Below are 23,047 nucleotides of genomic sequence, written 5' to 3' on the forward strand. Positions count from 1 at the left end.
TCCCGCCGCGACGCCGCCGTTTGCAAACGCCCGGCCGCGCAATAGGATCGGCCTGCCACGGCACGGGGCTTCGGCCCGGCATCGGGTTGGGGGACGCACGACCATGATTCGCCGTCTGCGCCTGATCAGCGGGCTCACGCTCTTCGTCTTCCTGACGACGCACCTGATCAACCACGCCCTCGGCCTGGTTTCGCTTTCGGCGATGGAGGCGGGACGGGAGGCCTTCCTGGCGCTCTGGCGCAACCTGCCGGCGACGCTCTGGCTCTACGGCGCGCTTCTGGTCCACGTCGGGCTGGCCTTCTGGGCGGTCTACCAGCGGCGCCGGCTGGTCATGCCGCCCTGGGAGTGGGTCCAGCTACTCTTCGGCCTGGCGATCCCGCTGCTGGCCGTCCAGCACGTCTTCGGCACCCGGGTCGCCCACGAACTCCTGGGCACCGAGGACAGCTACGCCTACGTGCTCCAGGTATACTGGGTGCTGGACCCCGGGCTGGTGCCGCGCCACGTCGCGCTGGTGCTGATCGCCTGGGGCCACGGCTGCATCGGGCTGCACTTCTGGCTGCGCCTGAAGTCCTGGTACCCGCGCTGGCTGCCGGTCACCTACGCTCTGGCGATCGTGCTGCCGCTGGTCGGCCTGCTCGGCTTCATGGTCGCGGGCCTCGAGGTCCGGCGCCTGGCCGAGGATCCCCAATGGCTGGCCGCCCTGCCCGACGCGGCCGGCCGCGACCGGCTGGACTGGATCTTCCGCCTGTTCCTGGCGGCCTTCCTGTCCCTGCTCGCCCTGACCGTGATCGCGCGCCAGCTGCGCAACGCCTGGGAAGGACGACGGGGCGCGATCCAGGTGACCTATCCGAACGGCCGCCGGATCGCGGCCGCGGCCGGCGCCTCGATCCTCGAGGTGAGCCGGGCGGCGGGGATTCCCCACGCCGCGGTCTGCGGTGGCCGGGGCCGCTGCTCGACCTGCCGGGTCCGGGTCGCGGCGGGCTTGGAGGCGCTGCCGCCGCCGGACGATGCGGAGCGGCGGGTGCTGGCCCGGGTCGAGGCGCCACCGCAGGTTCGCCTGGCCTGCCAGACCCGGCCCACCGCCGACGTCGAGGTCGTGCCGCTGCTCGCGCCGGCCGCCGATGCCACGGCCGCGCGGAGCCGGCCCGGCTACCTGCAGGGCGACGAGCGCGAAATCGCCATCCTCTTCGCCGACATCCGGGGCTTTACCAGCCTGTCCGAGAACCGCCTGCCCTACGACGTGGTCTTCCTGCTCAACCAGTACTTCCGCGCCATGGGCGAGGCGGTCGAGGAGGCCGGCGGCCGGCTCGACAAGTTCATCGGCGACGGGGTCATGGCGCTCTTCGGCATCGAGCGCGGCTTGGCGGACGGCAGCCGCCGGGCCCTCGACGCCGCCCGGCGCATGTCCCTGCGCCTGGCCGAGATGAACGCGGTCCTGCGCGGCGACCTGCCGGAGCCCCTGCGGATCGGCATCGGGATCCACAGCGGCCCGGTGATCGTCGGCGAGATGGGCTACGGGCCGGCGGTGTCCCTGACCGCGGTCGGTGACAGCGTGAACACCGCGAGCCGGCTGGAAGCCCTGACCAAGGAGCTCGAGGTCCAGCTCCTGGTCTCGGAGCCCGTCGTCCGGGCGGCCGGCCTCGCGCTCCCGGGCTTCCCGCGCCAGGCCCTCGAGCTGCGCGGCCGCAAGGGCGCTCTGACCGCCGTTGCGGTCAAGGACGCCCGGCGCCTGGACCTCGACGGGACGGCGGAAACGGCCTGAACCGCCGGCGGGCGGGACGCCGCGCGGCCCAGGCGCCGACTCCGGTCAGCCGCTGCCGGCCTTCTTCTTGTAGTCGTCGATGGCGTCCCGCAGCTTGTAGTACTGGTCGCAGCCGAAGAAGCAGGCGTCGTCCAGGACCTCCAGGCGCTTCTCCGCCTTGCCAAGATCGCCGACCTGCAGCCAGAGCTCGCCCAGGTACTCGTTGGCGCCGAGGTGATCCGGGTCGATCGAAAGGGCTTGCTGGTAGAAGCGCACCGCCTCGTCCATCTTGCCGAGCTGGCGGTGGGTGTAGCCGAGGTAGTTGTAGGCGTCGGCGTCCTCGGGATCCGATGCCACCACCTTCTGCAGCAGCGGGATCGCCGCCTGGTAGTTCTTCTTGTCGATCTCCTTCACGGCGGCCCGGTATTCGGGACTGGAAAAGAACAAGTCGGCGTCACGGCCACCGCCGCCTTCACCGCCGCCGCCCCCGCCACCGCCACCACCGCCGCCACCACCGCCGTCGGCAAGGGCGGGCGTGGCGCCGAGGCAGAGCGCGAGAACAAGGGCACCGGTCGTCTTGGCAAGGAAAGTCATGGTCTCCGTCTCCGGTGAGTTGCTGCTTGGGGTTCGAGCTACCCCTAGGAAACACCGGCAAGAGCCATCGCTTGTCGTGACAAAACCGGGTCTAGGTTGGCGCAGGATTCAGACCGGAAGGGAGGAGGAAGTCGACAGGCAAACCCGCAAGCGCTGCGCGCCGGAGCTTCACGCTGCGCGTTCAAGAAGCGTCGGACGGCGGCGCCAGGCACTCGCCAGGATTTCGGCCCGGGCCGTCCTCAGCTGCTGCCGGTCCGCTTCTTGTAGGCGTCGATGGCGTCCCGCAGCTTGTAGTACTGGTCGCAGCCGAAGAAGCAGGCATCGTCCAGCACTTCCAGGCGCTGCTCCGCCTTGCCCAGGTCGCCGACTTGCAGCCAGAGCTCGCCCAGGTACTCGTTGGCGCTGAGATGCTCCGGGTCGATGGCCAGCGCCTTCTCGTAGAAGCCGACCGCGTCCTCCATCTTGCCGAGCTGGCGGTGGGTGTAGCCGAGATAGTTGTAGGCGTCGGCGTCCTGCGGGTCCGAGGCCACCACCTTCTGCAGCAGCGGGATCGCCGCCTGGTAGTTCTTCTTGTCGATCTCCCTGACCGCCGCCCTGAAGTCCGGGTTGACCGGGGTCGCGTTCTCCGTTCGGGAGCTGAAAGTGCGGTCGGCCAGCGCGGGCGTCACGCCGAGGCAGAGGGCCAGAACGAGGGCGCCGGTCGTCTTGGAAAGGGGGATCATGGTCTCCATCTCCGATGTGCTGCTGCGTCGGTTTCGGGCTCGCATCACCAAGCAGCTGGTAATTCTTGCCGGCCACGGCAAGCTTCGACCGGCGGCTACGTGCATTGCTGGCTGAGAAAGAGGATGGTGATGGAGGTCGATTTCGGCAAGACCGCAGAAGACGACAGCCGGCACCGGGCGGCGGCCTTCGATCGCGCGCACGCGGCCCCGCTCGACGCCGGGTTCCCGGAGGATCCCCTGGTCGTGCCGCAGCGCTGCTTTGCCCTGATCGCCGTCAGCGGCTGAGCCCCGGCGCGGTGGCCTCGTCTTCCAGCGCCTCGGAGGATTCGGCGTCGATGACCCTGAGGACGAGGTCCGAGGCGAAGCCGCGGCGGGCCAGGGCGGCGAGGTCGCGGTCGCGCCGTGCCGCACGCTCGGCCGCCGGCCGGTAGGGCCCGAGCCGGCGCCGGCGGGCGTAGGCCAGGGCCGCGGCCAGGTCGGGATCGCCGGTCTCATCGCGCAGGCCGGCCAGGGCGGCGGCGATCTCCTCCTCGCCGACGCCCTTCTGCAGCAGCAGCAGGCGGATCCCGCGCAGCGACTGGCCGCGGCGGGCCAGGCTGCGCGCGCGGGCCTCGGCATAGCGGGCGTCGTCCAGCAGGCCGCTTTCCAGGAAGCGGGCGATCAGGGCTTCGACGGCGGCGTGGCCCGCTGCGACATTGCTGTCGTGCACCCGCGCCGAGCGGGCGACCTTGCGGCGCAGGACCTGGCGCAGGTTGTCGGCCGAGGTCGCGTAGCGGTCGAGGTAGAACAGCGCCGCGCGTTCCAGGGAGGCGGGGGTCGCCTTCTTCGGCAGCCTGCGCCGCGCGTCCGTTTTTCCAGTCTCCGCTCTTCTCTCCGACTCCGCCATCGCCGCGCGAGGATGCCACGATCGCCGCGGGGCCGACCAGCGCCTTGCCTTGTTCGGCCACTCGGCCTATCTGAGCGGACATGGAAATGCGCAGCTTCGGCGATCGCCCGCCGGCACCCCGGGTGATCGGAGCGGTCAATTGGCGGGGCCTCTGGACGCTCTATCTGAAGGAGGTCCGGCGCTTCCTCAACGTCTACACCCAGACCCTGCTCGCGCCGATCGTCACCACCCTGCTGTTCCTGGCCATCTTCACCCTGGCCCTGGGCCGCAGCGTGCAGACCGCCGGCGGCGTCGGCTACGCCGAGTTCCTGGCGCCGGGCCTGATCATGATGGCGATCATGCAGAACGCCTTCGCCAACACCTCCTCGTCGCTGGTCATCGCCAAGGTCCAGGGCAACATCGTCGACATGCTGATGCCGCCGCTCTCGGCCAGCGAGCTCGCCTTGGCCCACGCCGCCGGCGGGGTGACCCGCGGGGTCCTGGTCGGGCTGGCGGTCGGGCTGGCGATGTGGGCCTTCGTGCCGCTCGGCCTGCACAGCCCCTGGCTGATCCTCTTCTTCGCGGTCAACGCTTCGCTGATGCTGGCCCTGCTCGGCATGATCGGCGGCATCTGGGCGGAGAAATTCGATCATATCGCGGCGGTCACCAACTTCGTGATCACCCCGCTGTCCTTCCTCTCGGGCACCTTCTACTCGATCGAGCGGCTGCCCGACGGCTGGGAGGCCATCGCCCACTTCAACCCTTTCTTCTATCTGATCGACGGCTTCCGCTACGGCTTCATCGGCCACGCCGACGGCCTGCCCGGGATCGGCGCGGCGGTGGTCCTGGCCGTCAACCTGGCGCTCTGGCTGCTGGCCTACCGGATGATCGCCACCGGCTACCGGCTCAAGGCCTAGTGTGGTGGGGGGCCAGGCCCGGGACATGCCGCCGCCCGCGACCCTGACGCCGCCGCGACGCTACGGCCCCGTCAACTGGCTGGGCCTCTGGTCGCACTACCGGCGTGGGATCCGGCGCTTCCTCGACTTCGCCTGGGAGTCGCTCGGCGGGCCCTGCGTCTTCACCCTGCTGTTCCTGGCGGTCTTCGCCGTCGCCTTCGGCGCCGAGCGGGAGGTCGCCCAAGGGGTCACCTACACCAGCTTCATCGCACCCGGACTGGTGATGTTCTCGCTCTGCTACACCGCCTTCGAGATGGCCGGCTTCTCGGTCCTCGACGACAAGAACAACCGGACCATCGAGGACCTGCTGGCGGCGCCGCTCTCGCCGCTGGAGGTCATGGCCGGCTACGTGCTCTCGGCCATGGCCAGCGCAGCGATGAGCGGGATCCTGGTCGGGCTGGTGGTGGCGCTCTTCGTCGGCCTGCCGCTGCTGGCGCCGCTGCAGGTCCTGGGCTTCGCGCTCCTCGGCACCCTGCTCTTCGCCCTGCTCGGGACCCTGGTCGGGCTCTGGGCGGAGAAGTGGGAGCACTACAGCTTCGCCGACAGCTTCCTGATCCTGCCGCTTGGCCTGCTGTCGGGCACCTTCTTTCCGATCGCCAGCCTGCCCGAGCTCGGCCAGGCGCTGATCGTCTTCAACCCGGTGTTCCATGTCATCGACGGATTCCGCGCCGCCTTCATCGGCTTTGCCGAGACCGCCGCCTGGCAGGGCTTCCTGCTGGTCGGCCTGCTCGACCTGCTGCTCGCCGCTCTGGTCTGGCGGCTTTTCGCCCGCGGCTACAAGATCAAGGCTTGAGCCCCTACCGATTTATTAAGCTTTCCCTGCTGGATTGCCGACCATGGTCCATCACATGAAGTCTTCCATCCTCCGCACCCTGGTCCTGGGGCTCTGGCTCCTGCTGCCGGGCTCGGCCTGGGGCGGCGCCCTGCCCTATGGCCAGGGCCTGTTGTGGCAGGTCGAGGCGCCCAACGGCCGGATCAGCCACGTCCTCGGGACCTTTCACACCAGCGATCCGAGGATCCTGGCACTGCCGGCACCGGTCGCCGAAGCGATCGACCGGGCCGAGACCCTGGCCGTCGAGATCGTCCTGACCCCGAGAGACCAGCAGGCCCTGGCCATGGCCGCGATTCTGCGCGACGGGCGCAGCCTCGATCAGATCCTGGGCCCGAAGCTCTTCGCGCGCAGCGCCATCGCGGCCCAGTCCTACGGCCTCGGGGCGACGCAGCTGCGGCTCTTCAAGCCTTGGGGGCTGCTCTCGCTCTTCGCCATGCCGCCGGAGGAGCTGCAACGCCAGCAGCGCGGCGCCCGGGCGCTCGATTTCCACCTTCAGGACCTGGCCAGCAGCCAGGGCAAGCCGGTCGTGCCCTTGGAGAGCCTCGACGAGCAGATCGCGGTCTTCGACTCGCTTTCGGACGCCGAGCAGGTGATGCTGCTAAGGTCGACCCTCGACGAGCAGGAGGAGAACCCGGGCCTCTTCGAGGACATGGTGAGGCACTACCTGGCCCGGGACCTGGCTGCGATCTACGGCATGATGTCGGAGCTGTCCAAGGACGTGGACCCCGAGTTCCAGGCCCGTTTCGTCGAAGGGCTGGTCGACCGGCGTAACGCCACGATGGTCGAGCGCTCCGAGAGCCTGCTGGCGCAGGGCGGCGCGGTGATCGCGGTCGGCGCCCTCCACCTGCCGGGCCGGACGGGAATGCTCAGCCTCCTGGCCGAGCGCGGCTACAAGGTCTCTCGGGTCTACTGAGCCGGCGGCCCCGCCCGCCGGCCCCCTCGAGGAGGCTCAAGGAAAATTAAGCCTGTCGTGGCAACTTCGGACCGCCCCGGTTCGGAGGATCTCAAGCCATGTCAGTAGGACTTTCATCTCGCCGGCTCTGCCTCGCCCTGACCATCCTCTTCCTGTCGATCGCCCCGGCAGGTGCGGCCGACCCTCTGCTGCACGGCCAGGGCATCTTCTGGCGCATCGAAGGCAAGGGCGCGAAGCCCAGCCACATCCTGGGGACCTTCCACACCGCGGACCAGCGCGTCCTCGACCTCACGGCCACGATCGGCGAAGCGCTCCGGGCCGCGCGCAGCGTGACCCTGGAGCGGGTCATGACCTACGACGACGGCCTGAAGGTCCAGGAGGCGATGATGCTCGACGGGCGGCGCGATCTCGAGCAGATCCTCGGCAGGAAGCTGTTCAACGAGGTCGCCCTCGCCGCCCGGGCCTATCGCATGCGGCCGGCGGACCTGCGCCGCCTGAAGCCCTGGGCGGTCTACCTGCTGCTCGGCTCCCCGCCGGGCGAAGCGATCCGCCAGGGCATGGGCACCCCCTTCCTCGACTACATGCTGCAACAGGCGGCGGAGCAGATGGGCAAGCCGGTCTACGGCCTGGAGCGGGTCGAGGACGTCTTCGGCTTCTTCGACGAGCTCAGCCGGGAGCGGCAGGTCACCCTGGTCCAGGCCGCCCTGCGCTTCAACTACTACGTCGACAATCACTTCTACAAGGCGCTGCGCTTCTATCTGCGGGCCGACATGGCCGGCCTCATGGCCTACTTCGACCGCCAGTACCGCCTCGAGGACCAGGGCTTGGCCGCGGTCCTGCAGGCCCGCTTCATCGACGAGCGCAACGCGGTCATGGTCCGGAATATGCAGAAGCAGCTGAAGGCCGGGCGGGCCTTCGTCGCGGTCGGCGCGGCGCACCTGCCGGGCGAGAAGGGCGTCCTCCACCTTCTAGAGAAGCGCGGCTACACCGTCACGCGGGTCTACTGAAGCCTGTCCTACGGTTGACGGCGCGGGGCCGGGCCGCCCGGAGCAGCCTGCGTTCACGTGAACGCAGAAGAGCTGCTCCGCCTGTATCAAGACAGATCAAATTACCCGCACTCAATTGATTTCAATTGAGTGCGGTTTGATCTAGTCTCGAACTGCTGGCTGCGGCCGAGATTCCACATCCGAGCGACCGGAAGGGAGACCAGGCGTGATCGACGCGCTGATGCCGACCTACGCCCGCGCCGAGCTCGCCTTCGAGCGCGGCGAGGGGCCCTATCTCTACACCGCCGAGGGTCGGCGATACCTGGACTTCGCCTCGGGGATCGCGGTCAATTCCCTGGGCCACGGCCATCCGCATCTGGTCGCGGCGCTGAGCGCCCAGGCGCAGAAGCTCTGGCACGTCTCCAACCTCTATCGGATTCCCGAGGCCGAGCGCCTGGCGCGCCGCCTGGTCGAGACGACCTTCGCGGACACCGTGTTCTTCTCGAACTCCGGAGCCGAGGCCATCGAGTGCGGGCTCAAGCTGGTGCGCAAGTACCATCACCGGACCGGACACCCGGAGCGCTACCGGGTCATCACCTGCAGCGGCGCCTTCCACGGCCGCACCCTGACGACCATCTCGGCCGCCGCCAATCCCAAGTACCTGGAGGGCTTCGCGCCGGCGGTCGAGGGCTTCGACAACGTCGCCTTCGGCAACATGAACGAGCTGCGCGCGGCGATCACGCCCCAGACCGCGGCAATCCTGGTCGAGCCGATCCAGGGCGAGGGCGGCATCCGGCCGGCCGACCTGGCCTACCTGCGCGCCCTGCGCGAGGTCTGCGACGAGTTCGGCCTGCTGCTCTTCCTCGACGAGGTCCAGTGCGGGGTCGGCCGGACCGGCCGCCTCTTCGCGCACGAATGGGCGGGGATCCGCCCGGACGTCATGGCCGTGGCCAAGGGCCTGGGCGGCGGCTTCCCGATCGGCGCCTGCCTGGCGACCGAGGCGGCGGCGGTCGGTATGACCGCGGGCTCCCACGGCTCGACCTTCGGCGGCAACCCCCTGGCCGTGGCAGTCGGCAACGCCGTGCTGGACGTGGTGTCGTCGGAGGGCTTCCTCGAGCGGGTCGAGGCCGTGGCCGCCCAACTGCGTGAAGGCCTGGAGAGCCTGGTCGAGCGCCACTCGGGTCTTCTGGCCGAGGTCCGCGGCGCCGGCCTGATGCTCGGCCTGCGCTGCCGGGTCCCCAACGTCGAGCTGGTGGACCGGCTGCGCGACGGCGGCCTGCTCACCGTGCCGGCGGCCGAGAACGTGGTGCGGATCCTGCCGCCGCTGATCATCGAGGCGCAGCAGGTCGAGGAGGCCCTGGGCATCCTGGAGCAGGCCTGCGAGGGCTGGCCAAAGGCCGCCTGAGAGGCGGCCGACAAGAGGCCGCGGCCGGAGGCCTGCCCGCGGCGGGCTTGCGCCCGCGCGCCGTCGACACGAATTTGCAGGTATGGAGATCCGGAACGTGGACAGTGATGCCCCTTTTGGCGGGTCCGACCGCATGACCGATGCGGTGGAGCCCTTCCTGGTCGAGGCCTGCGGCCTGCGGGGACGTCTGTTGCGCCTCGGGCCCCTGGTCGAGACCGTGTTGTCGCGGCACGCCTATCCGGAGGCCGTGGCCGGCCGCCTGGGCGAGCTGCTGGCCCTGACCGGCCTGCTGTCCTCTATGCTGAAGTTCGAAGGCGTCTTCTCGCTGCAGACCCGCGGCGACGGTCCGATCTCGATGATGGTCAGCGACGTGACCGCGGCCGGCGCGCTGCGTGGCTTCGCCCAGTTCGACGCGGAACGCCTGGAGGCGCTGCTCGACCGCGCCGGGCCGGGCACGCCGAGCCTGCCGCACCTGCTGGGCACGGGCTACCTGGCCTTCACCGTCGACCAGGGCGTGCACAGCGAGCGCTACCAGGGCATCGTCGAACTGAACGGCGCCACCCTGACCGACTGCGTGCACCATTACTTCGGCCAGTCCGAACAGCTGGCCACGGTGGTCAAGCTGGCGGCCGCCCGGGTCGACGGCCGCTGGCGGGCCGGCGCGATCATGCTGCAGCGCATGCCGCGGGAGGAGGCGCAGGCTCAGCAGCTCTCCGAGGAGGAAGCCGAGGAGGGCTGGCGCCGCGGCTGCGCCTTCCTGGGCAGCTGCACCGAGACGGAGCTGCTCGATCCGCAGCTCGCGCCCAACCGGCTGCTTTACCGGCTGTTCCACGAGGACGGCGTGCGGGTCTTCGAGCCCCGGCCGCTGACCCTCGGCTGCCGCTGCTCACGCGACCGGGTCGCGCGCATCCTGGCTTCGATCCCGCCAGCGTCGCTGGAGGAGTACAAGGTCGAGGACGCCGTGGTCATGACCTGTCAGTTCTGCAACATCGACTACCGCTTCGACGAGACCGAGCTGGCCGAGATCCTGGCACCTTGATCGCGCCGCCGCCGCGGCGTAAAGACGTGCCAGGACTTGAACCCCAGCCTGGCTAAGGACCCGGACATGCTTAGGTTTCCCGGCCTCAAGGCCGTTCATCTGCTCGCCCTTGCCGCGCTCGCCCTCGCCGGCTGCGAGATCACGCCGGAGCGCAACATCTACCCGGAGCTGACCTACCAGCATCTCGACCCGATCCGGCTCGACGTCCGCGACATCGTGGTCGAACAGGCCTACACCCCACCGCTCTCGGAGCCGAACGTCGACCACGACTTTCCGGTCAAGCCGATGGACGCCGCGGCGCGCTGGGCCCAGGACCGGCTGGTCGCGGCCGGCGCGACCAAGACCGCGACCTTCGTGATTCGCGACGCCGCCGTGGTCGAGGTCCCTTTGGAGCAGTCGGGGGGGGTGACCGGCGCGCTGACCACCGAGCAGTCGGAGCGCTACGACGCCCACCTCGAGGTCCAGATCGTGATCAAGGACGATCGCGGCTGGGAGGAGGTCAATCTGGTCACCGAGGTGAACCGGACCTTGACCGTATCCGAGGACGTGACCCTGAACGAGCGCGAGAAGGCCTGGTACGAGCTGACCGAGAAGCTGATGGCCGACATGAACGAGCGGCTCGACGAGGGCATCGAGCAGAACTTCCAGCGCTATCGGGTCCGTTGATCGGGCCCGCCCGGCCTACTCCCGCCAGAAGGCTCGGGTCACCAGCACCAGGACGGTGAAGAGCTCGAGCCGGCCGAGCAGCATGCCGGCCGACAGCAGCCACTTGGCGGCGTCGGGCAGGGGCGCGAAGTTGCCGGCTGGCCCGATGATGTCGCCCAGGCCGGGGCCGACGTTTGAGATCGCGGTCGCGGCGCCGGAGACGGCGGTGACGAAGTCGAGGCCGAGGAAGCCCAGGCCCAGGGCCAGGACCGCGAAGCTGGCGGCATAGAGGAAGAAGAAGCTCATCACCGATTCCGCGACCCGCTCGGGAATCGGCCGCTTGTTGTAGTAGGCGATGAAGACTCCGTTGGGCTGCAGGAGCTTCCTGAGCTGCACCAGCGCGGTCGCATGGACGACCTGGAAGCGGAAGATCTTGATCCCGCAGGTCGTCGAGCCGGCGCAGCCGCCGACGAACATCAGCACGAAGAGGATCGACATCGCGTAGCCGCCCCAGGCGCCGAAGTTGGTGGTCGAATAGCCGGTCCCGGTCATCACCGAGATGGTGTTGAAGGCGGCGTAGCGCAGCGCCCCGGTGGCGTCCTCCATCTGGCCGGTCCGGTAGAGCCAGAAGGCGACGCTGAGGATCCCGAAGGCCAGGATCATGAGCATCCATTGGACCTGGCTGTCCTTGAAGATCACCAGGGGCCGGCCCTGCGCGGCGCGCAGGTAGAGCACGAAGGGGATGCTGCCAAGCACCATGAAGAGGCAGATCGCCCAGTCGATCGCCGCGCTGTCGTAGTAGCCGATCGAAGCGTCCCGGGTCGAATAGCCGCCGGTCGCGATCGAGGTCATGGCGTGGGCGACGGCGTCGAAGCCGGACATGCCCAGCAACCAGAGCACGATGGCGCCCAGCGCGGTGAGGGCGACGTAGACGAAGCCGATGCGGCCCGCCAGTTGCGCCGCGCGCGGCATCACCTTGTCGGTCTCGAAGGCCTCGACCCGGAAGAGCTGCATGCCGCCGACCTGCAGGATCGGCAGGATGGCGACCGCCATGACGATGATGCCGATGCCGCCCAGCCACTGCAGGATCGCGCGCCACAGCAGAATCCCGGGCGGCGCATAGTCGAGGCCGATGATTACCGTCGAGCCGGTGGTCGTGACCCCCGACATGGACTCGAAGAAGGCGTCCGTGTAGCTGAGCTCGAGGCCGGAGAAGGCGAGCGGCAGGGCGGCGAAGGTCGCGATCACCAGCCAGGCCAGGTTGGTCATCAGGAAGGCCTGACGCAGGCTGAAGCTCTTCCAGCCGGCGCGGGTGGTCAGGACCATGAGCGCGCCGACGAAGAAGGTCAGGGCGGCCGAGGCGGCGAAGACCTGCCAGTCGTCGTGTCCCACGGCAACATCGACGATCGCCGGGATGATCATGGCGATCGCGAGGATGACCAGCAGGATCCCGATGATGAAGACGACCGGCCGCAGGTCGATCATGCCGTCAATCCGTGGCTGCTCCGCTCCGGAGGCCGCCGGGCGCGACCGCGGCGGTCCCGCGGCGCCCCTTCGGCTCTCCGGCGCGGGAGCATAGCAAAACCCACCGGGCCGTCGATGCCGAAATAACCCCGCTCGCTTGGGCGTTTACGGCCCGTTCGAGCTCTATCCGTAAACCTGGGTGCCGCCCTGGGGGGTGCCGACCAGGGCGAGGAACTCGCGTCGGGTGGTGGCGTTGGAGCGGAACTGGCCCAGCATGCAGCTGGTCACCATCGAGACCCCCGGCTTGTGAACGCCGCGGGTGGTCATGCACTGATGCGCCGCCTCGATCACCACCGCCACGCCGTTTGGCTCCAGCACGTCGTTGATGGTGTTGGCAATCTGGACGGTCATCTTCTCCTGGATCTGCAGCCGCCGGGCATAGGCGTCGACCACCCGCGCCAGCTTGCTGATGCCGACCACGCGGTGGCTCGGCAGATAGGCGATGTGGGCGCAGCCGATGATCGGCGCCAAGTGATGCTCGCAGTGGGACTCGAAGCGGACCTGCCGCAGCAGGACCATCTCGTCATAGCCTTCGGTCTCGGTGAAGGTCCGCTCCAGCAGGGCGCGGGGATCCGTCCGGTAGCCCGAGAAGAACTCCTCCCAGGCGCGCGCGACCCGGGCCGGCGTGTCCAGCAAGCCCTCCCGGGCCGGATCGTCTCCGGCCCAGCGCAGCAGCGTCTTCACCGCGGCTTCGGCCTCCGCCAGGCTCGGCCGCGCGGCCGCGCTCTCGAGTTCCGAGCCGCTCCGCTCCGCCTCGGCCTTGCCGTCGATCACCTGCGCTATGCTGTCGGTCACGCTCCGTCCTCTCCTTCCCGGTGCGAAGCCTGCCGGCTGCGGCCTGTTCCCGGCGCCGCCGGTCAGTTCAGGTTGATTCTCTGGTAGGGGCTGTCCAGGGAGAAGGCCGGGATGGTCACGCTGAAGCGGCCGCCCAGGGTGTCCTCCATCTCGTAGCTGCCCATCATGATGCCAGAAGGGGTCGGCAGCGGCGTGCCGCTGGTGTACTCAAAGCTCCCGCCCGGCTCGAGCACGGGCTGCTCGCCGACCACGCCGGCGCCCCTGACCTCCTGAACCTGGCCCAGGGCGTCGGTGATCTGCCAGTAGCGGTTCAGCAGCTGTACGGTCTGCTGGCCCTCGTTCTCGATCCGGACGTGGTAGGCCCAGACGTAGTGGTTGTCCTCCGGCGCGGATTGGTCGTCCAGGTAGATCGGCTCTACGGTCACCCGGATGGAACGCGTCGTTTCGCTGTACATCTGGCTGGCTTCCCAAAGTCGGCGTTCGAACCGGGAGTCTACCCCGGAACGCGGGCCCGAAGACAGACCTCTTCGGGCGCCGCGTCAAGCCCGCGCAGCGGGTCCGAATGCGGAAAATTCGATACCTCTAGGAGCCGGTCGCCTTGGACAGGCTGGGTGCCGCCGGCGCCGGCGCGGCCGCCGGATCCTCGCCCAGCTTGAGGACGGCGCCGCCGGTGGCCTCGGCGTCGGCCGGGTCGTGGGTGACCAGCAGGGTCGGCAGGCCCTCGGCGCGGGCATGGTCGAAGACGAAGCGGCGAAACCGCGCCCTGAGTGCCACGTCGAGCTTTGAGAAGGGCTCGTCCAGCAGGAGGGCGCGGGGCTCGGCCAGCAGGGTCCGCATCAGCGCGACCCGAGCCCGCTGTCCGCCCGACAGGGTGGCCGGGTCGCGGTCGCCGAAGCCATTCAGGTCGGCCTCGGCCAGGGCCTCGCGGACCCTCTGCCGCCGCGCCTTGCGGCCGCGGACCCAGGTCGGCAGGCCGAAGGCGAGGTTCTCGGCCACCGAGAGGTGCGGGAACAGCAGGTCGTCCTGGAACAGGATGCCGACCCGGCGCCGCTCCGGCGGCAGCGCCGCCAGGTCGCTGCCGTCGAGCCTGATCTCGCCGATGCTGCGGAAGGCCGGGTCGAGGGTGCCGCAGATCAGCGCCAGCAGGCTGGACTTGCCGCTGCCGCTGGGGCCCATGAGGGTGACGATCTCGCCCGGCGCCACCGCCAGGTCGAGCGGGCCCAGAAGCGGGCGGCCGTTCAGCTCCAGGCCGACCTGGTGCAATTCCAGGGCGCCGGCGAGTCTCGGCCAGGTCATTCGATCACCCTCATGTCCTTACGATGTCGGAACAGCCAGGCCGGGATCAAGAGCGCCAGGCTGAAGGCGAGCAGCGGCAGAAGGGCCTGGAAGAAGGCGTAAACCGCGATCACCCGGCGGTCGCCGCCGGCCGAGAGGCTCACCGCCTCGGTGGTCAGGGTGACGAAGCGCCCGGCGCCGGCGAAGAGGGTCGGCAGGTACTGGGCGACGCTGACCGCGAAGCCGACGGCAAGGGCGAAGAGCAGCGGCCGCAGCAGCATCGGCAGCTTGACCGTCCAGAACACCCGGCCCGGCCGGGCGCCCAGGCAGAGCGCGCTGCGAACGTAGCGCTCGTCCAGGGCGCGGAAGGGCTCGGCCAGGGCCAGGAAGACGTAGGGCAGGACGAAGAGCAGGTGGCTCCAGACCACGGCCGCCCAGCCGCCGTCGAAGCCTAGGCGCACGGCGATGACCTGGGCGCCGAAGAGGAAGGCGACCTGGGGCACCAGAAGCGGCAGGTAGAGCAGCCAGAGAATCCGGCCGGTCGGGTGCAGGCCGTGACGCTTCTCGTTCTCCAGGCAGCCGAGGACCAGGACCAGGGCGATCGCCGCCGCGGCCAGCCCGACCAGCAGGGTGGTGCCGCCGGCCCAGACCAGGCCGTCCGTCTGGCGTAGCCAGTTGTCGAGGCTCCACTCCGCGGGCAGCGCCTCGGGATAGCGCCAGCGCCGGGCGAAGGACCAGACCGCCAGGCCCAGCATCCCGGCGATCGAAAGGCCGAAGCAGAGCGCGACCAGGGCTGCGACGCCGCCCGGGAGCAGGGGGCCGGCGCGCCCGCGGCCGCCGGCGAAAAGCCAGCGGCGGCCGAGCCGGACCGCCAGGCGCTCGCCCAGATGCCAGAGGCCGAGCGCGGCCGCCACCAGGAGCAGCTGCAGGGTCGCCCCGGCGGCGCCGAGGAAGCGCAGGCTCAGCTCCGGATCGTGGAACCAGCGGAAGACCAGCACGGCCAGGGGCGGCGGGGTCGCGGGCGCCAGGATCATCGCCATGTCGACCACCGACAAGGAATAGGCGATCACGGCGTAGATCGGCAGGCGGATCTGCGGGTAGATCGCCGGCAGCACGGTCTTGATCCAGGCCATGGCCGGGCCGTAGCCCAGGGTGCGGGCCACCGCCAGGCGCTGGTCGGCGCGGGTTTGGCCGATCGCGCCCAGCATCATCAGCAGCAGGAAGGGCAGCTCCTTCAAGGTCAGGCCCAGGGCCAGCGCCAGGCCGTAGGGGTCCTGAACGATGGCCAGGTCGAGGGGCCGCTCCCAGCCGGTCAGGCCGGGCGAGACCAGGCGGGCGAGCCAGCCGCTGGGCGCGATCAGGAAGGCCAGTCCGATCGCCAGGGCGACGTGCGGCATGGCCAGCAACGGCGCCAGCAGGCGGCGGAGCAGGAAGAAGGCCCGGGTCTTGTAGCAGGTCGCCAGGAAGCCGACGGCGAGAACGAAGGTGGCCAGGCTCGCCAGGAGCCCGCTGACCAGGGTCAGGCGCAGGCTGCTGCCCAGCCCGGGGTGGGCGGCCAGCTCGAACCAGGGCCTCAGGCCGAAGCTCTCGCCGCCCAGGGCCGGAAGGTAGCCGAAGGCCGGCAGCCAGGTGCCGATCAGCCCGGCGGCGATCGGCCCCAGGAACAGCAGCAGAGTTGCGACCGGGACCGCCCGCAGCCAGCGGCCGCGCGCCGGGGCCGCCGCCCCGGCCAGGGTCAGCGGCTGTAGCGCGCCAGCCATTCGGCCTCGATCTTGGTCATCCAGGAGGGGTGCGGCTCCGGCAGGACCGGGCCCAGCGCGTCGGGGGGCAGTGTCGCCGGCCCTTTGGGCAGGGCGTCGAAGAGGCGGCGCTGATCGGGCGTCAGCTTGGCCAGGTCGAGCACGGTGTCGTCGCCCCAGACCTCGCTGCTCTGCTTGCGGGCCTGCGCCTCCGGGCTCAGCAGGAAGTTGGCCACCACCATGGCGCCTTCGACGTTGCTGGCGTTGTAGGGAATGGCGACGAAGTGGGTGTTGCCGATCGTGCCCTCGGGGAAGACGAAGACCCGCGCGCTTTCGGGCAGCTGCCCGTCGGCGATCAGGGAGGAGGTCTCCGAGGGGTGGAAGGAGAGGGCGATGTCGATCTCGCCGTCATTGAGCAGCTGACGCTGGGCCGGGCCGCTGGCCGGGAAGGACTCGCCGTCGCGCCACATGAAGGGATGCAGGGTCTCGAGATAGCGCCACAGCGGCGTGGTCACCGCCCGGAACGTGGCCTCGTCCGGCACCTCGGCCTGCAGCACGGCGGGATCCTCCGCGAGCTCGATCAGCGCCTGCTTCAGAAAGGTCGAGCCGAGGAAGTCCGGCGGGGCGGGATAGGTGAAGCGGCCCCGGTTGATGGCGCTCCAGACCGCCAGAGCCGCGGCGTTCTGCGGCGGGGCCTGGATCCGGGCGCTGTCGTAGACGAAGTTGAACTTGGCCATGCCCCAGGGCGCTTCCAGGCCGTCGGTGGGGACGGTGAAATCGACCAGGGTGGTCGGCTTGCCCACGAAGTCGACCAGGGCGTGGTTCGGCAAGTCTTCGACGAAGGGCCCGTGGAGCAGCCCCTGCGCCTTCATGGCGGCGAAGTTCTCGCCGTTGATCCAGATCAGGTCGATCGTACCGCCCTCCGCCCGCCCGGCGGTCTTCTCCGCCAGGACCCGGGACACCGCCTCGGCCGTGTCGGTCAGCTTGACGTGGCGCAGGGTGACGCCGTGGTCCTCGGCGACCCGGCTGCCGACCCAGGTGATATAGGCGTTGATCCGCTCGTCGCCGCCCCAGGCGTTCCAGAACACCGTCTGGCCGCGCGCCTGCTCCAGGATCGCGTTCCAGTCGGCGGCCCGGGCGGGCGGGGCGGCCTGCAGGAACAGCAGCGCGAGGGTCACGAGGGCAGCCGTCAGCCGAGCCATGGATACCTGTCCTTTCCAGATTCACAGACGCTCGGTTCCCGGCCCGGCCAGGGGAGCGTTCCGGAGGGGCGCGCGGAGAATATCCCGTGAATCCCGGCATGTCAGCCATTCTGCGGATCTCCGGAGGGCGCCGCGGCGCCGCCGGGGAAGGGATTTGCGGAGGCTTTGCGAAGCGGTCACTATGCAGTCCAGAACCGTCCGACGAAGGGACAGCCGACAGAGAGGGGGATCAATATGTCGGTCTCGAACGGGGAGGACAGGCCGCCCGAAATGGGCAAAGAGGCGGCCGGCCGCAAGGGGGTCGGCCCGAAAAGCAACGGCCAGAAGGGCAAAGGCCGGATCAACGGCGGGGGCCTCAACGGCGGTGGGCCGGTCGACGGCCAGACGATGCCGTCGATCATCGGGCCGGACGTCATCGTCGTCGGCGATCTGCAGAGCCAGGGGCCGGTTCAGATCGAGGGCCGGATCGAGGGTGACGTCGATTCGCCGGCCGTGGTCGTCGGCAAGGACGCCTATATCGACGGCTCGGTCTCCGCGGATCAGGTGCGGATCCTGGGCGCGGTGGCCGGCTGGGTCCGGGCCGCCAAGGTCTCGATCGCCGAGACCGGGCGGGTCGACGGCTGCATTCAGCACCGGGAGCTGGTTTCCGAGCGGCCGGGTGGCTGGCGGGCCCTAGGGCGCCTGATCCCCGCCTCCCTGACCGATCGGCAGCGCTGGCTGCTGGTCCGCAACCTGTCGCTGGCCATCGTGTTCCTGCTGCTGGTCTATTTCCTCGGCCACAGCGGGCGCTGGTCCTTCGTCCAGGACCTGCCCGCGGTCCTGGCGCCGGTGCTGGGCGACCAGAACGTCGTCGCCTTCCTGGCCTTCGGCTTCCTGGTGCTGCTTGGCTATGCCGGGGCCCGGGCCCAGCTCGCGGCGGACGGCAGCCTGCGCCGCCGGCTGGTGGACCTGGAGCGCAAGCTGGCGCAGCTGCGTCGCAGCGGGGCGCCGCGCAGCGCGGGGCCGGCCAAGGCCGCCGAGTCCGCGGCCCTGGCCGAGCTGACCGAGCGCTTGACGGCGATGGAGCGGCGCTTCGCCGGGCTCGCCGGAGAGGGTCCGGCCGCGACCCTGGGCCTGCCGGCCAAGTCCGCCGGCCGACCCCGGCACCGGCAGACGTCGCAGCGCGGCGCCGGCTCCTGATCCCGGCGCGGGTTCGGCTCAGACGAGACCTGCCTGCGGTCCCGTCCGGCCGGATGTATCCGCTACCACGCAGAGGCCCGTTGCGACATCAGCTTCGGGGCGCTTTGCCGGTACCCCGCGGCGGGATGTCAGTCGTCTCCGGCCGACGGCTGGCCGCGCTTGGAAGATCCCTGACCCTTGCGCGCGCCAGCGGCGCGGGTCCCGGCCTCCGCGGTGGTGTCCGAGGCCTTGCCGACCGGCTTGCGGCCGCCGAAGGCGACCGCCTGGCTCGGCCGGCGCAGCACGCCTTCGAAGTGGGCGTCCGGCTCGATCACCACGTCGTCGTGGACCAGGACGTCGTCGCTGATCAGCTTCGCCGTGCTGGCCACGGTCAGCTGCTTGGTCTCGACGTTGCCGTCGTAGGCGCCTTCGATCAGGATCCGCTCGGCCAGGACGTTGCCCTGCATCGACCCGCCCTCGAGGATCGTGAGGGCATGGCATTCGATGTCGCCCTCGACCTCGCCGCCGATCTGCAGCTCGCCGTCTTCGTCGAGTTGAAAAAAGCCGCGGACCACCACTCGGTCGAGCGAGGTCTCGCGGCGCCGGGGCTCGCCGTCCTTCGGCGCTCCCAGCTTCAATCCGGCCTCGGACCCCTTGCCGCTGCCGTCGATATTGGACTTGTCTATCTTGGAAGAGAACATCTGCGGTCACCCCGTGTCGGCCGGGCCGGTCTCAACCGGTCTGCCGGCCTGATTTGCCAGATTTGGCCAAGGCTCGCCGAGCCGGCCTCAGGGGGCACCCCCCGCGGTCCGATCCCCGAAACCTGCTGCTGCCGTCGCTCGCCCGGGCCGAGCCGTCAGGCTCCGGCCCGCACGCTACGCCGCGGTGAAGACCGACCGGACAGGCGGCGCGCCGCTGCGGCGCCGCCCGGCCGGCGAAGATCTCCGGACGCCCCGAGCGCTAGCCGTTCGAGCGGCCGCTGCCCCGGGAGCTGCCGTTGCCTCGCGCCGAGTCCTTGGCCTCGGCGGCGTTAGGGCGCCGGAGCTGGCCTTCGAAGTGGCTGTCCGGCTCGATCACCACGGTGTCGTAGACCAGGATGTCGTTGCTCACGACCTTGGCGTGGCTGGCCAGGGTGAAGTGGTTGGTCGAGATGTTGCCGTTGAAGGTGCCCTTGACGATGACCGATTCGGCGTTGACGTCGCCGCTCATGGTGCCGCTTTCCATGACGTGCATCGCGTGGCACTTGATGTTGCCTTCGACGTTGCCGCCGATCTGCAGCTCGCCGTCCTCGGTCAGGGTGAAGGCGCCGCGGATGACCACCTTGTCGAGGGAGGTCGCGACACCCGCCTGGCCATTGGTCCGCGGCTTTCGGTCCGCGGCGAGGCCGTTCTCCTTGATCGGCGATGCGGGGTAGGGGTTGCTGGACGACTCGGCCTTCTCGCCAGTCGCGGGAGTGTCGGTGTTGGACGCCATGATTCCTCCAGGCATGAGCGAGGCGTAGAGTTTTGGTCGTCCAATATATGGCTAAAGACATACCCTTTTGGGTTGAAGCATCTCTTGCCCTAAAGCGACCGCAACACCGCGCCTTCCTTGAGATGAGAGCTGGGCGAAACTTGGCATCGCCGCCATTAAGACCGAGTAAAATCTGGAATGCAGGATAAATTCTCTGCAACCGATGGTCGTTCGACCGGGGCTCAGCACCCCGCAGACTCGTCGGACTTCGACCAGTTGCCGTCCTCGTCACAGGCATAGGACCCGGCGCGCTCGCCGTCGCGCAGGATCACCCGGCGGAAGCCGACCGGCCAGTAGACCAGGGAGTCGTTCGGCTCGAAGAGCGAGAGCAGAAGCTCGCCCTCGGCCGGGTCGTCGCAGGGGGCCCCGACGCCGTTGCTCTGCCGGCGCCGTTCGATCTGGCCCGGCGGGGCGCCGCCCGCGCCGTACTTGACCAGGATTGCCTGGTCGCCGCCGGCGGGATCCGGCCGCCGTGCGCTCGCCGCCAGGCCCCGGCTCCGTCGTGCCAGCTGCCAGCCCTCGTCCTCGGCGCCATAGGCCGGCAGGGGCGCACGCGCCTCTTCGAGCGAGAAGGGGGCGATGAGGCGGGCGACCTGGCGGCCGAGGTCCTCGACCTCTTCCGGTGCCAGGACCTGCGTTTCGGGTCGGGCGGGCGCGGAGGCGGCGTCCGGAGCGGGGAGCGGGGCTTGTGCCGGCATCCTGAGGTAGGGCTCCGTGGACTCCGGCGGCGCGCTGTCCGGCGCCCTCTGCCGGCCCTCCGCCTGGGGGGTCGGGCTCCGGAGGGCGATCGCGACCGGTGCCGGGTCGGGATCCCGCGGTGGGGGCCGGTCGGGGGCGCCGTCCGGCTTCGGGATCTCCAGGACCGGCTCGGCCCCGGGCGCCTGCTCAGGCACCGCGAGGAACGCGAGCTCCGGCTCCGGGGCCGCTGGCGGCCCCTGTGGGGCCTCGTGCTCGAGGGATTCCTCCAATCCCGCCGACGCATCCGGGGGTGCCGGCGAGGCCTCGACCTGGGGCGGTGGCGCCGGCGGGTCTGCGGCGGGCGGCGCCGCGGGGGCGAGGTCGGCGAGGATTGATTCCGCCGAATCCTTGGGCGTTGGTGGGACGCGCGGCCGCAGGGCAGGCCGAATCGGCGGCGGTGCCGGTGGCAGGTCGCCAGCCGCCGCCGCAGCCCCGACCGCCTTCTGGGCCTCCGCCGCCGGGGCCGGCTCTGCGGCGGGCACGGGCGGCGGGGCACCGGGCGCCGCCGCGGCTTGGCCCCCGGCAGGGTCATGGTCCGCCGGGGCGGCCTTGAAGACCGGCGCCGCCGCGTCCGCGGCGGGCTCCGCTCCCCCTGGGCTCTCTGCCGGCTCGGCCTCTGGGAGGGAGTCCTCCTCCGGCGCCGCCTCGGGCAGGGCTTGCGCCACCGCCGCCAGCAGCTGCAAAGGAGCCGGCGTCGGGCCGGATGCCGCTGCCGCGCCCGAGGCGGACTCCGCTTCCTCTTGGCTCTCTTCCGGCTCGGCCTCGGGGGCGGAGTCCGCCTCCGGCTCTGCCGCCGCTGCGGCCTGCGTCTCTGCCGGAAGCGGCTTCCAGAGGGCCGGCGTCGGGCCGGCTGCCGCCGCGTCCGAGGCGGACGCCGTTTCCTCTTGGCTCTCGTCCGGCTCGGCCTCGCAGGCGGGGTCCTCATCCGGCGCTGCCGCAGGTGCGGCCTGCGCCTCCACCGGAAGCGGCTCCGAGGGGGCCGGCATCGGGCCAGCCGCCGCCGCGTCCGAGGCGGGCGCCGCTTCCTCTTGGCTCTTTTCCGGCTCGGCCTCGGGAGCGGACTGCTCCTCCGGCTCTGCCGCCGCTGCGGCCTGCGCCTCCGCCGGAATCGGCTCCGAGGGGGCCGGCGTCGGGCCGGCTGGCGCCGCGTCCGAGGCGGACGTCGCTTCCTCTTGGCTCTCTTCCGGCTCGGCCTCGGGGGCGGGGTCCTCCTCCGGCTTTGCCGCAGGTGCGGCCTGCGTCTCTGCCGGAATCGGCTCCGAGGAGGCCGTCGTCGGGCCGGCCGGCGCCGCCGGCGCGGCTGCCGCCTCTGCGTTGGCATCGTCCTCGGGGTCTTCCTTCGCGACGAGTTCGGCGGGCTCGCCGTCCGCGCCCGACTCGCTCGGCGGGAGCTCGCCGAGGGCGGCCTGGCGCAGCAGGGCGAGGGTCTCCTCGTAGCCCCGCTCCTTGGCCAGGAGCATCGGCATCTCGCCGGCGAGGTTGCGTTCCGCCAGGTCGGCACCGGCGGTCAGCAGGGCGCGGACGATCTCGGTCCGCCCGCGCCGGGCGGCCTCGATCAGCGGCGTGCTGCCGTCGCCGCGGGCGGCGCTGGGATCGGCCCCGCCGGCGAGCAGCAGCTCCACCAGGCGCTGGGCGCCGCGGTCGCTGGCCAGCAACAGCGGGGTCTCGCCCTCGGCGTTGCAGCGGTCGGGATCCGCCCCCGCGCCCAGCAGCAGCTCGGCGATCTCGACCCGCAGGCCGGCGATCGCCAGGGTCAGGGCGGTCATGCCCTCGGGCGCGTCGGCGTCGGGGTCGGCGCCGGCCAGCAGCAGGCGGCCGACGATCTTGGTATCGCCCTTGGCGATGGCTTCGACCAGGGCGCTGTCGCCTTCGGAGAAGCGCCAGGCGGCCATGGTCTCGGCGGCCAGGCGGTCGGACTCCGCGGCGGCGGCGGAGCGGGCGAAGCCGCGCTCCGGGCTGTCCTCGCCCTCGCCCGGGCGCTGCAGCTCGCCGCGGAACAGGCACTCGGGCTCGATCAGGACCTTCTCGTAGGCGGTGATCCGGCCGCCGATGACCACGGCGTCTTTGGTCGCGGTGAAGACGCTGGTCTCGACGTTGCCGCAGAAGTTGCCCTGGATCACCACCCAGTCGGCCCGGATCGTCCCCTTGACGGTGCCGCCGGGCGGCACGATCAGGGCGTGGCAGGTGAGATCGCCCTCCAGGACGCCTTCGATCTGCAGCTCGCCGTCCTCGCTCTGCGAGAAGGGGCCGCTGATCATCACGTCGCGGAAGGAGATGACCGTGCGCTGCCTGCGCTGCGGCGGGTCGTGACCCAAGGGGCGTCTCCTGCTCTGCCCGGACGCCGGGCGGAAAGGCCAGAAGTGCCGCCATGCTTAGGGGTTCGAGGTTAAGAAGTCCTTCCGCTGA

22 protein-coding genes are annotated in these 23,047 nt (G+C 70.6%); 10 read left to right on the top strand and 12 right to left on the bottom strand.

Going from position 1 to position 23,047, the window contains the following annotated elements:
- The first annotated feature begins 103 nt into the window (after window positions 1–103).
- Complete coding sequence (locus QNJ30_14225) at window positions 104–1,762, top strand: adenylate/guanylate cyclase domain-containing protein (protein ID MDJ0944618.1); 1,659 nt, start codon at window positions 104–106, stop codon at window positions 1,760–1,762.
- A gap of 45 nt (window positions 1,763–1,807) precedes the next feature.
- Here QNJ30_14225 and QNJ30_14230 read toward each other — a convergent pair whose 3' ends face one another.
- A complete protein-coding gene (locus tag QNJ30_14230) occupies window positions 1,808–2,335 on the bottom strand; it encodes a tetratricopeptide repeat protein (GenBank protein ID MDJ0944619.1) in 528 nt (175 codons plus the stop codon).
- A 239-nt stretch (window positions 2,336–2,574) separates the two neighbouring features.
- A complete protein-coding gene (locus QNJ30_14235) occupies window positions 2,575–3,057 on the bottom strand; it encodes a tetratricopeptide repeat protein (GenBank protein MDJ0944620.1) in 483 nt (160 codons plus the stop codon).
- Window positions 3,058–3,186: 129 nt separating this feature from the next.
- On the opposite strand from QNJ30_14235, the gene QNJ30_14240 reads away from it, so the two are divergent.
- Window positions 3,187–3,342 carry a hypothetical protein gene (locus QNJ30_14240; protein ID MDJ0944621.1) on the top strand — a complete coding sequence of 52 codons (156 nt, stop codon included), beginning with the start codon at window positions 3,187–3,189 and terminating at the stop codon, window positions 3,340–3,342.
- Here the strand turns inward: QNJ30_14240 and QNJ30_14245 are convergent.
- Window positions 3,332–3,943, bottom strand: a complete 612-nt coding sequence (locus QNJ30_14245; GenBank protein ID MDJ0944622.1) for a RecX family transcriptional regulator — start codon at window positions 3,941–3,943, stop codon at window positions 3,332–3,334. The two genes, QNJ30_14240 and QNJ30_14245, sit on opposite strands and share 11 nt — an antisense overlap.
- 80 nt (window positions 3,944–4,023) lie before the next feature.
- Between QNJ30_14245 and QNJ30_14250 the strand changes: the two genes are divergently transcribed.
- The 7 genes from QNJ30_14250 (at window position 4,024) to QNJ30_14280 (ending at window position 10,719) form a co-directional block, all read left to right on the top strand.
- On the top strand, window positions 4,024–4,839 hold the full coding sequence (locus QNJ30_14250; protein MDJ0944623.1) for an ABC transporter permease: 816 nt from the start codon (window positions 4,024–4,026) through the stop codon (window positions 4,837–4,839).
- Between the two features lie 25 nt (window positions 4,840–4,864).
- A complete protein-coding gene (locus tag QNJ30_14255; protein MDJ0944624.1) occupies window positions 4,865–5,671 on the top strand; it encodes an ABC transporter permease in 807 nt (268 codons plus the stop codon).
- A gap of 55 nt (window positions 5,672–5,726) precedes the next feature.
- Window positions 5,727–6,623, top strand: a complete 897-nt coding sequence (locus QNJ30_14260; GenBank protein MDJ0944625.1) for a TraB/GumN family protein — start codon at window positions 5,727–5,729, stop codon at window positions 6,621–6,623.
- A 98-nt stretch (window positions 6,624–6,721) separates the two neighbouring features.
- Window positions 6,722–7,630: a TraB/GumN family protein gene (locus QNJ30_14265; GenBank protein MDJ0944626.1), complete on the top strand. Its 909-nt coding sequence runs from the start codon at window positions 6,722–6,724 to the stop codon at window positions 7,628–7,630.
- Window positions 7,631–7,835: 205 nt separating this feature from the next.
- A complete protein-coding gene (locus QNJ30_14270) occupies window positions 7,836–9,014 on the top strand; it encodes an aspartate aminotransferase family protein (protein ID MDJ0944627.1) in 1,179 nt (392 codons plus the stop codon).
- 133 nt (window positions 9,015–9,147) lie between these two features.
- The gene (locus tag QNJ30_14275; protein MDJ0944628.1) at window positions 9,148–10,053 is read left to right on the top strand and encodes an Hsp33 family molecular chaperone HslO; all 906 of its coding nucleotides are present in this window, start codon (window positions 9,148–9,150) and stop codon (window positions 10,051–10,053) included.
- Between the two features lie 66 nt (window positions 10,054–10,119).
- Window positions 10,120–10,719 carry a hypothetical protein gene (locus QNJ30_14280; protein MDJ0944629.1) on the top strand — a complete coding sequence of 200 codons (600 nt, stop codon included), beginning with the start codon at window positions 10,120–10,122 and terminating at the stop codon, window positions 10,717–10,719.
- A gap of 15 nt (window positions 10,720–10,734) precedes the next feature.
- On the opposite strand, the gene QNJ30_14285 is transcribed toward QNJ30_14280, so the two are convergent.
- The 6 genes from QNJ30_14285 to QNJ30_14310 form a co-directional block, all read right to left on the bottom strand.
- Complete coding sequence (locus QNJ30_14285; protein MDJ0944630.1) at window positions 10,735–12,183, bottom strand: TrkH family potassium uptake protein; 1,449 nt, start codon at window positions 12,181–12,183, stop codon at window positions 10,735–10,737.
- A gap of 162 nt (window positions 12,184–12,345) precedes the next feature.
- Window positions 12,346–12,993: a GTP cyclohydrolase I FolE gene (folE, locus tag QNJ30_14290; protein MDJ0944631.1), complete on the bottom strand. Its 648-nt coding sequence runs from the start codon at window positions 12,991–12,993 to the stop codon at window positions 12,346–12,348.
- Between the two features lie 86 nt (window positions 12,994–13,079).
- On the bottom strand, window positions 13,080–13,472 hold the full coding sequence (gene apaG, locus QNJ30_14295; protein ID MDJ0944632.1) for a Co2+/Mg2+ efflux protein ApaG: 393 nt from the start codon (window positions 13,470–13,472) through the stop codon (window positions 13,080–13,082).
- 127 nt (window positions 13,473–13,599) lie between these two features.
- Window positions 13,600–14,313 (bottom strand): ATP-binding cassette domain-containing protein, encoded by a 714-nt coding sequence (locus tag QNJ30_14300; GenBank protein MDJ0944633.1) that lies wholly within the window; start codon window positions 14,311–14,313, stop codon window positions 13,600–13,602.
- Window positions 14,310–16,052 (bottom strand): ABC transporter permease subunit, encoded by a 1,743-nt coding sequence (locus QNJ30_14305; protein ID MDJ0944634.1) that lies wholly within the window; start codon window positions 16,050–16,052, stop codon window positions 14,310–14,312. The genes QNJ30_14300 and QNJ30_14305 overlap by 4 nt, the downstream gene beginning before the upstream one ends.
- Entirely contained in the window at window positions 16,028–17,233 is a 1,206-nt protein-coding gene (locus QNJ30_14310) for an ABC transporter substrate-binding protein (protein ID MDJ0944635.1), read from the bottom strand. The genes QNJ30_14305 and QNJ30_14310 overlap by 25 nt, the downstream gene beginning before the upstream one ends.
- Before the next feature lie 270 nt (window positions 17,234–17,503).
- On the opposite strand from QNJ30_14310, the gene QNJ30_14315 reads away from it, so the two are divergent.
- Window positions 17,504–18,412: a polymer-forming cytoskeletal protein gene (locus tag QNJ30_14315; GenBank protein MDJ0944636.1), complete on the top strand. Its 909-nt coding sequence runs from the start codon at window positions 17,504–17,506 to the stop codon at window positions 18,410–18,412.
- Between the two features lie 128 nt (window positions 18,413–18,540).
- On the opposite strand, the gene QNJ30_14320 is transcribed toward QNJ30_14315, so the two are convergent.
- The 3 genes from QNJ30_14320 to QNJ30_14330 form a co-directional block, all read right to left on the bottom strand.
- A complete protein-coding gene (locus QNJ30_14320; GenBank protein MDJ0944637.1) occupies window positions 18,541–19,092 on the bottom strand; it encodes a polymer-forming cytoskeletal protein in 552 nt (183 codons plus the stop codon).
- Between the two features lie 259 nt (window positions 19,093–19,351).
- Entirely contained in the window at window positions 19,352–19,864 is a 513-nt protein-coding gene (locus QNJ30_14325) for a polymer-forming cytoskeletal protein (GenBank protein MDJ0944638.1), read from the bottom strand.
- A 221-nt stretch (window positions 19,865–20,085) separates the two neighbouring features.
- Window positions 20,086–22,956: an ankyrin repeat domain-containing protein gene (locus tag QNJ30_14330; GenBank protein ID MDJ0944639.1), complete on the bottom strand. Its 2,871-nt coding sequence runs from the start codon at window positions 22,954–22,956 to the stop codon at window positions 20,086–20,088.
- Window positions 22,957–23,047: the final 91 nt, after the last annotated feature.

The sequence above is a fragment of the Kiloniellales bacterium genome (assembly GCA_030066685.1).
Classification (GTDB): Bacteria; Pseudomonadota; Alphaproteobacteria; order Kiloniellales; family JAKSBE01; genus JAKSBE01.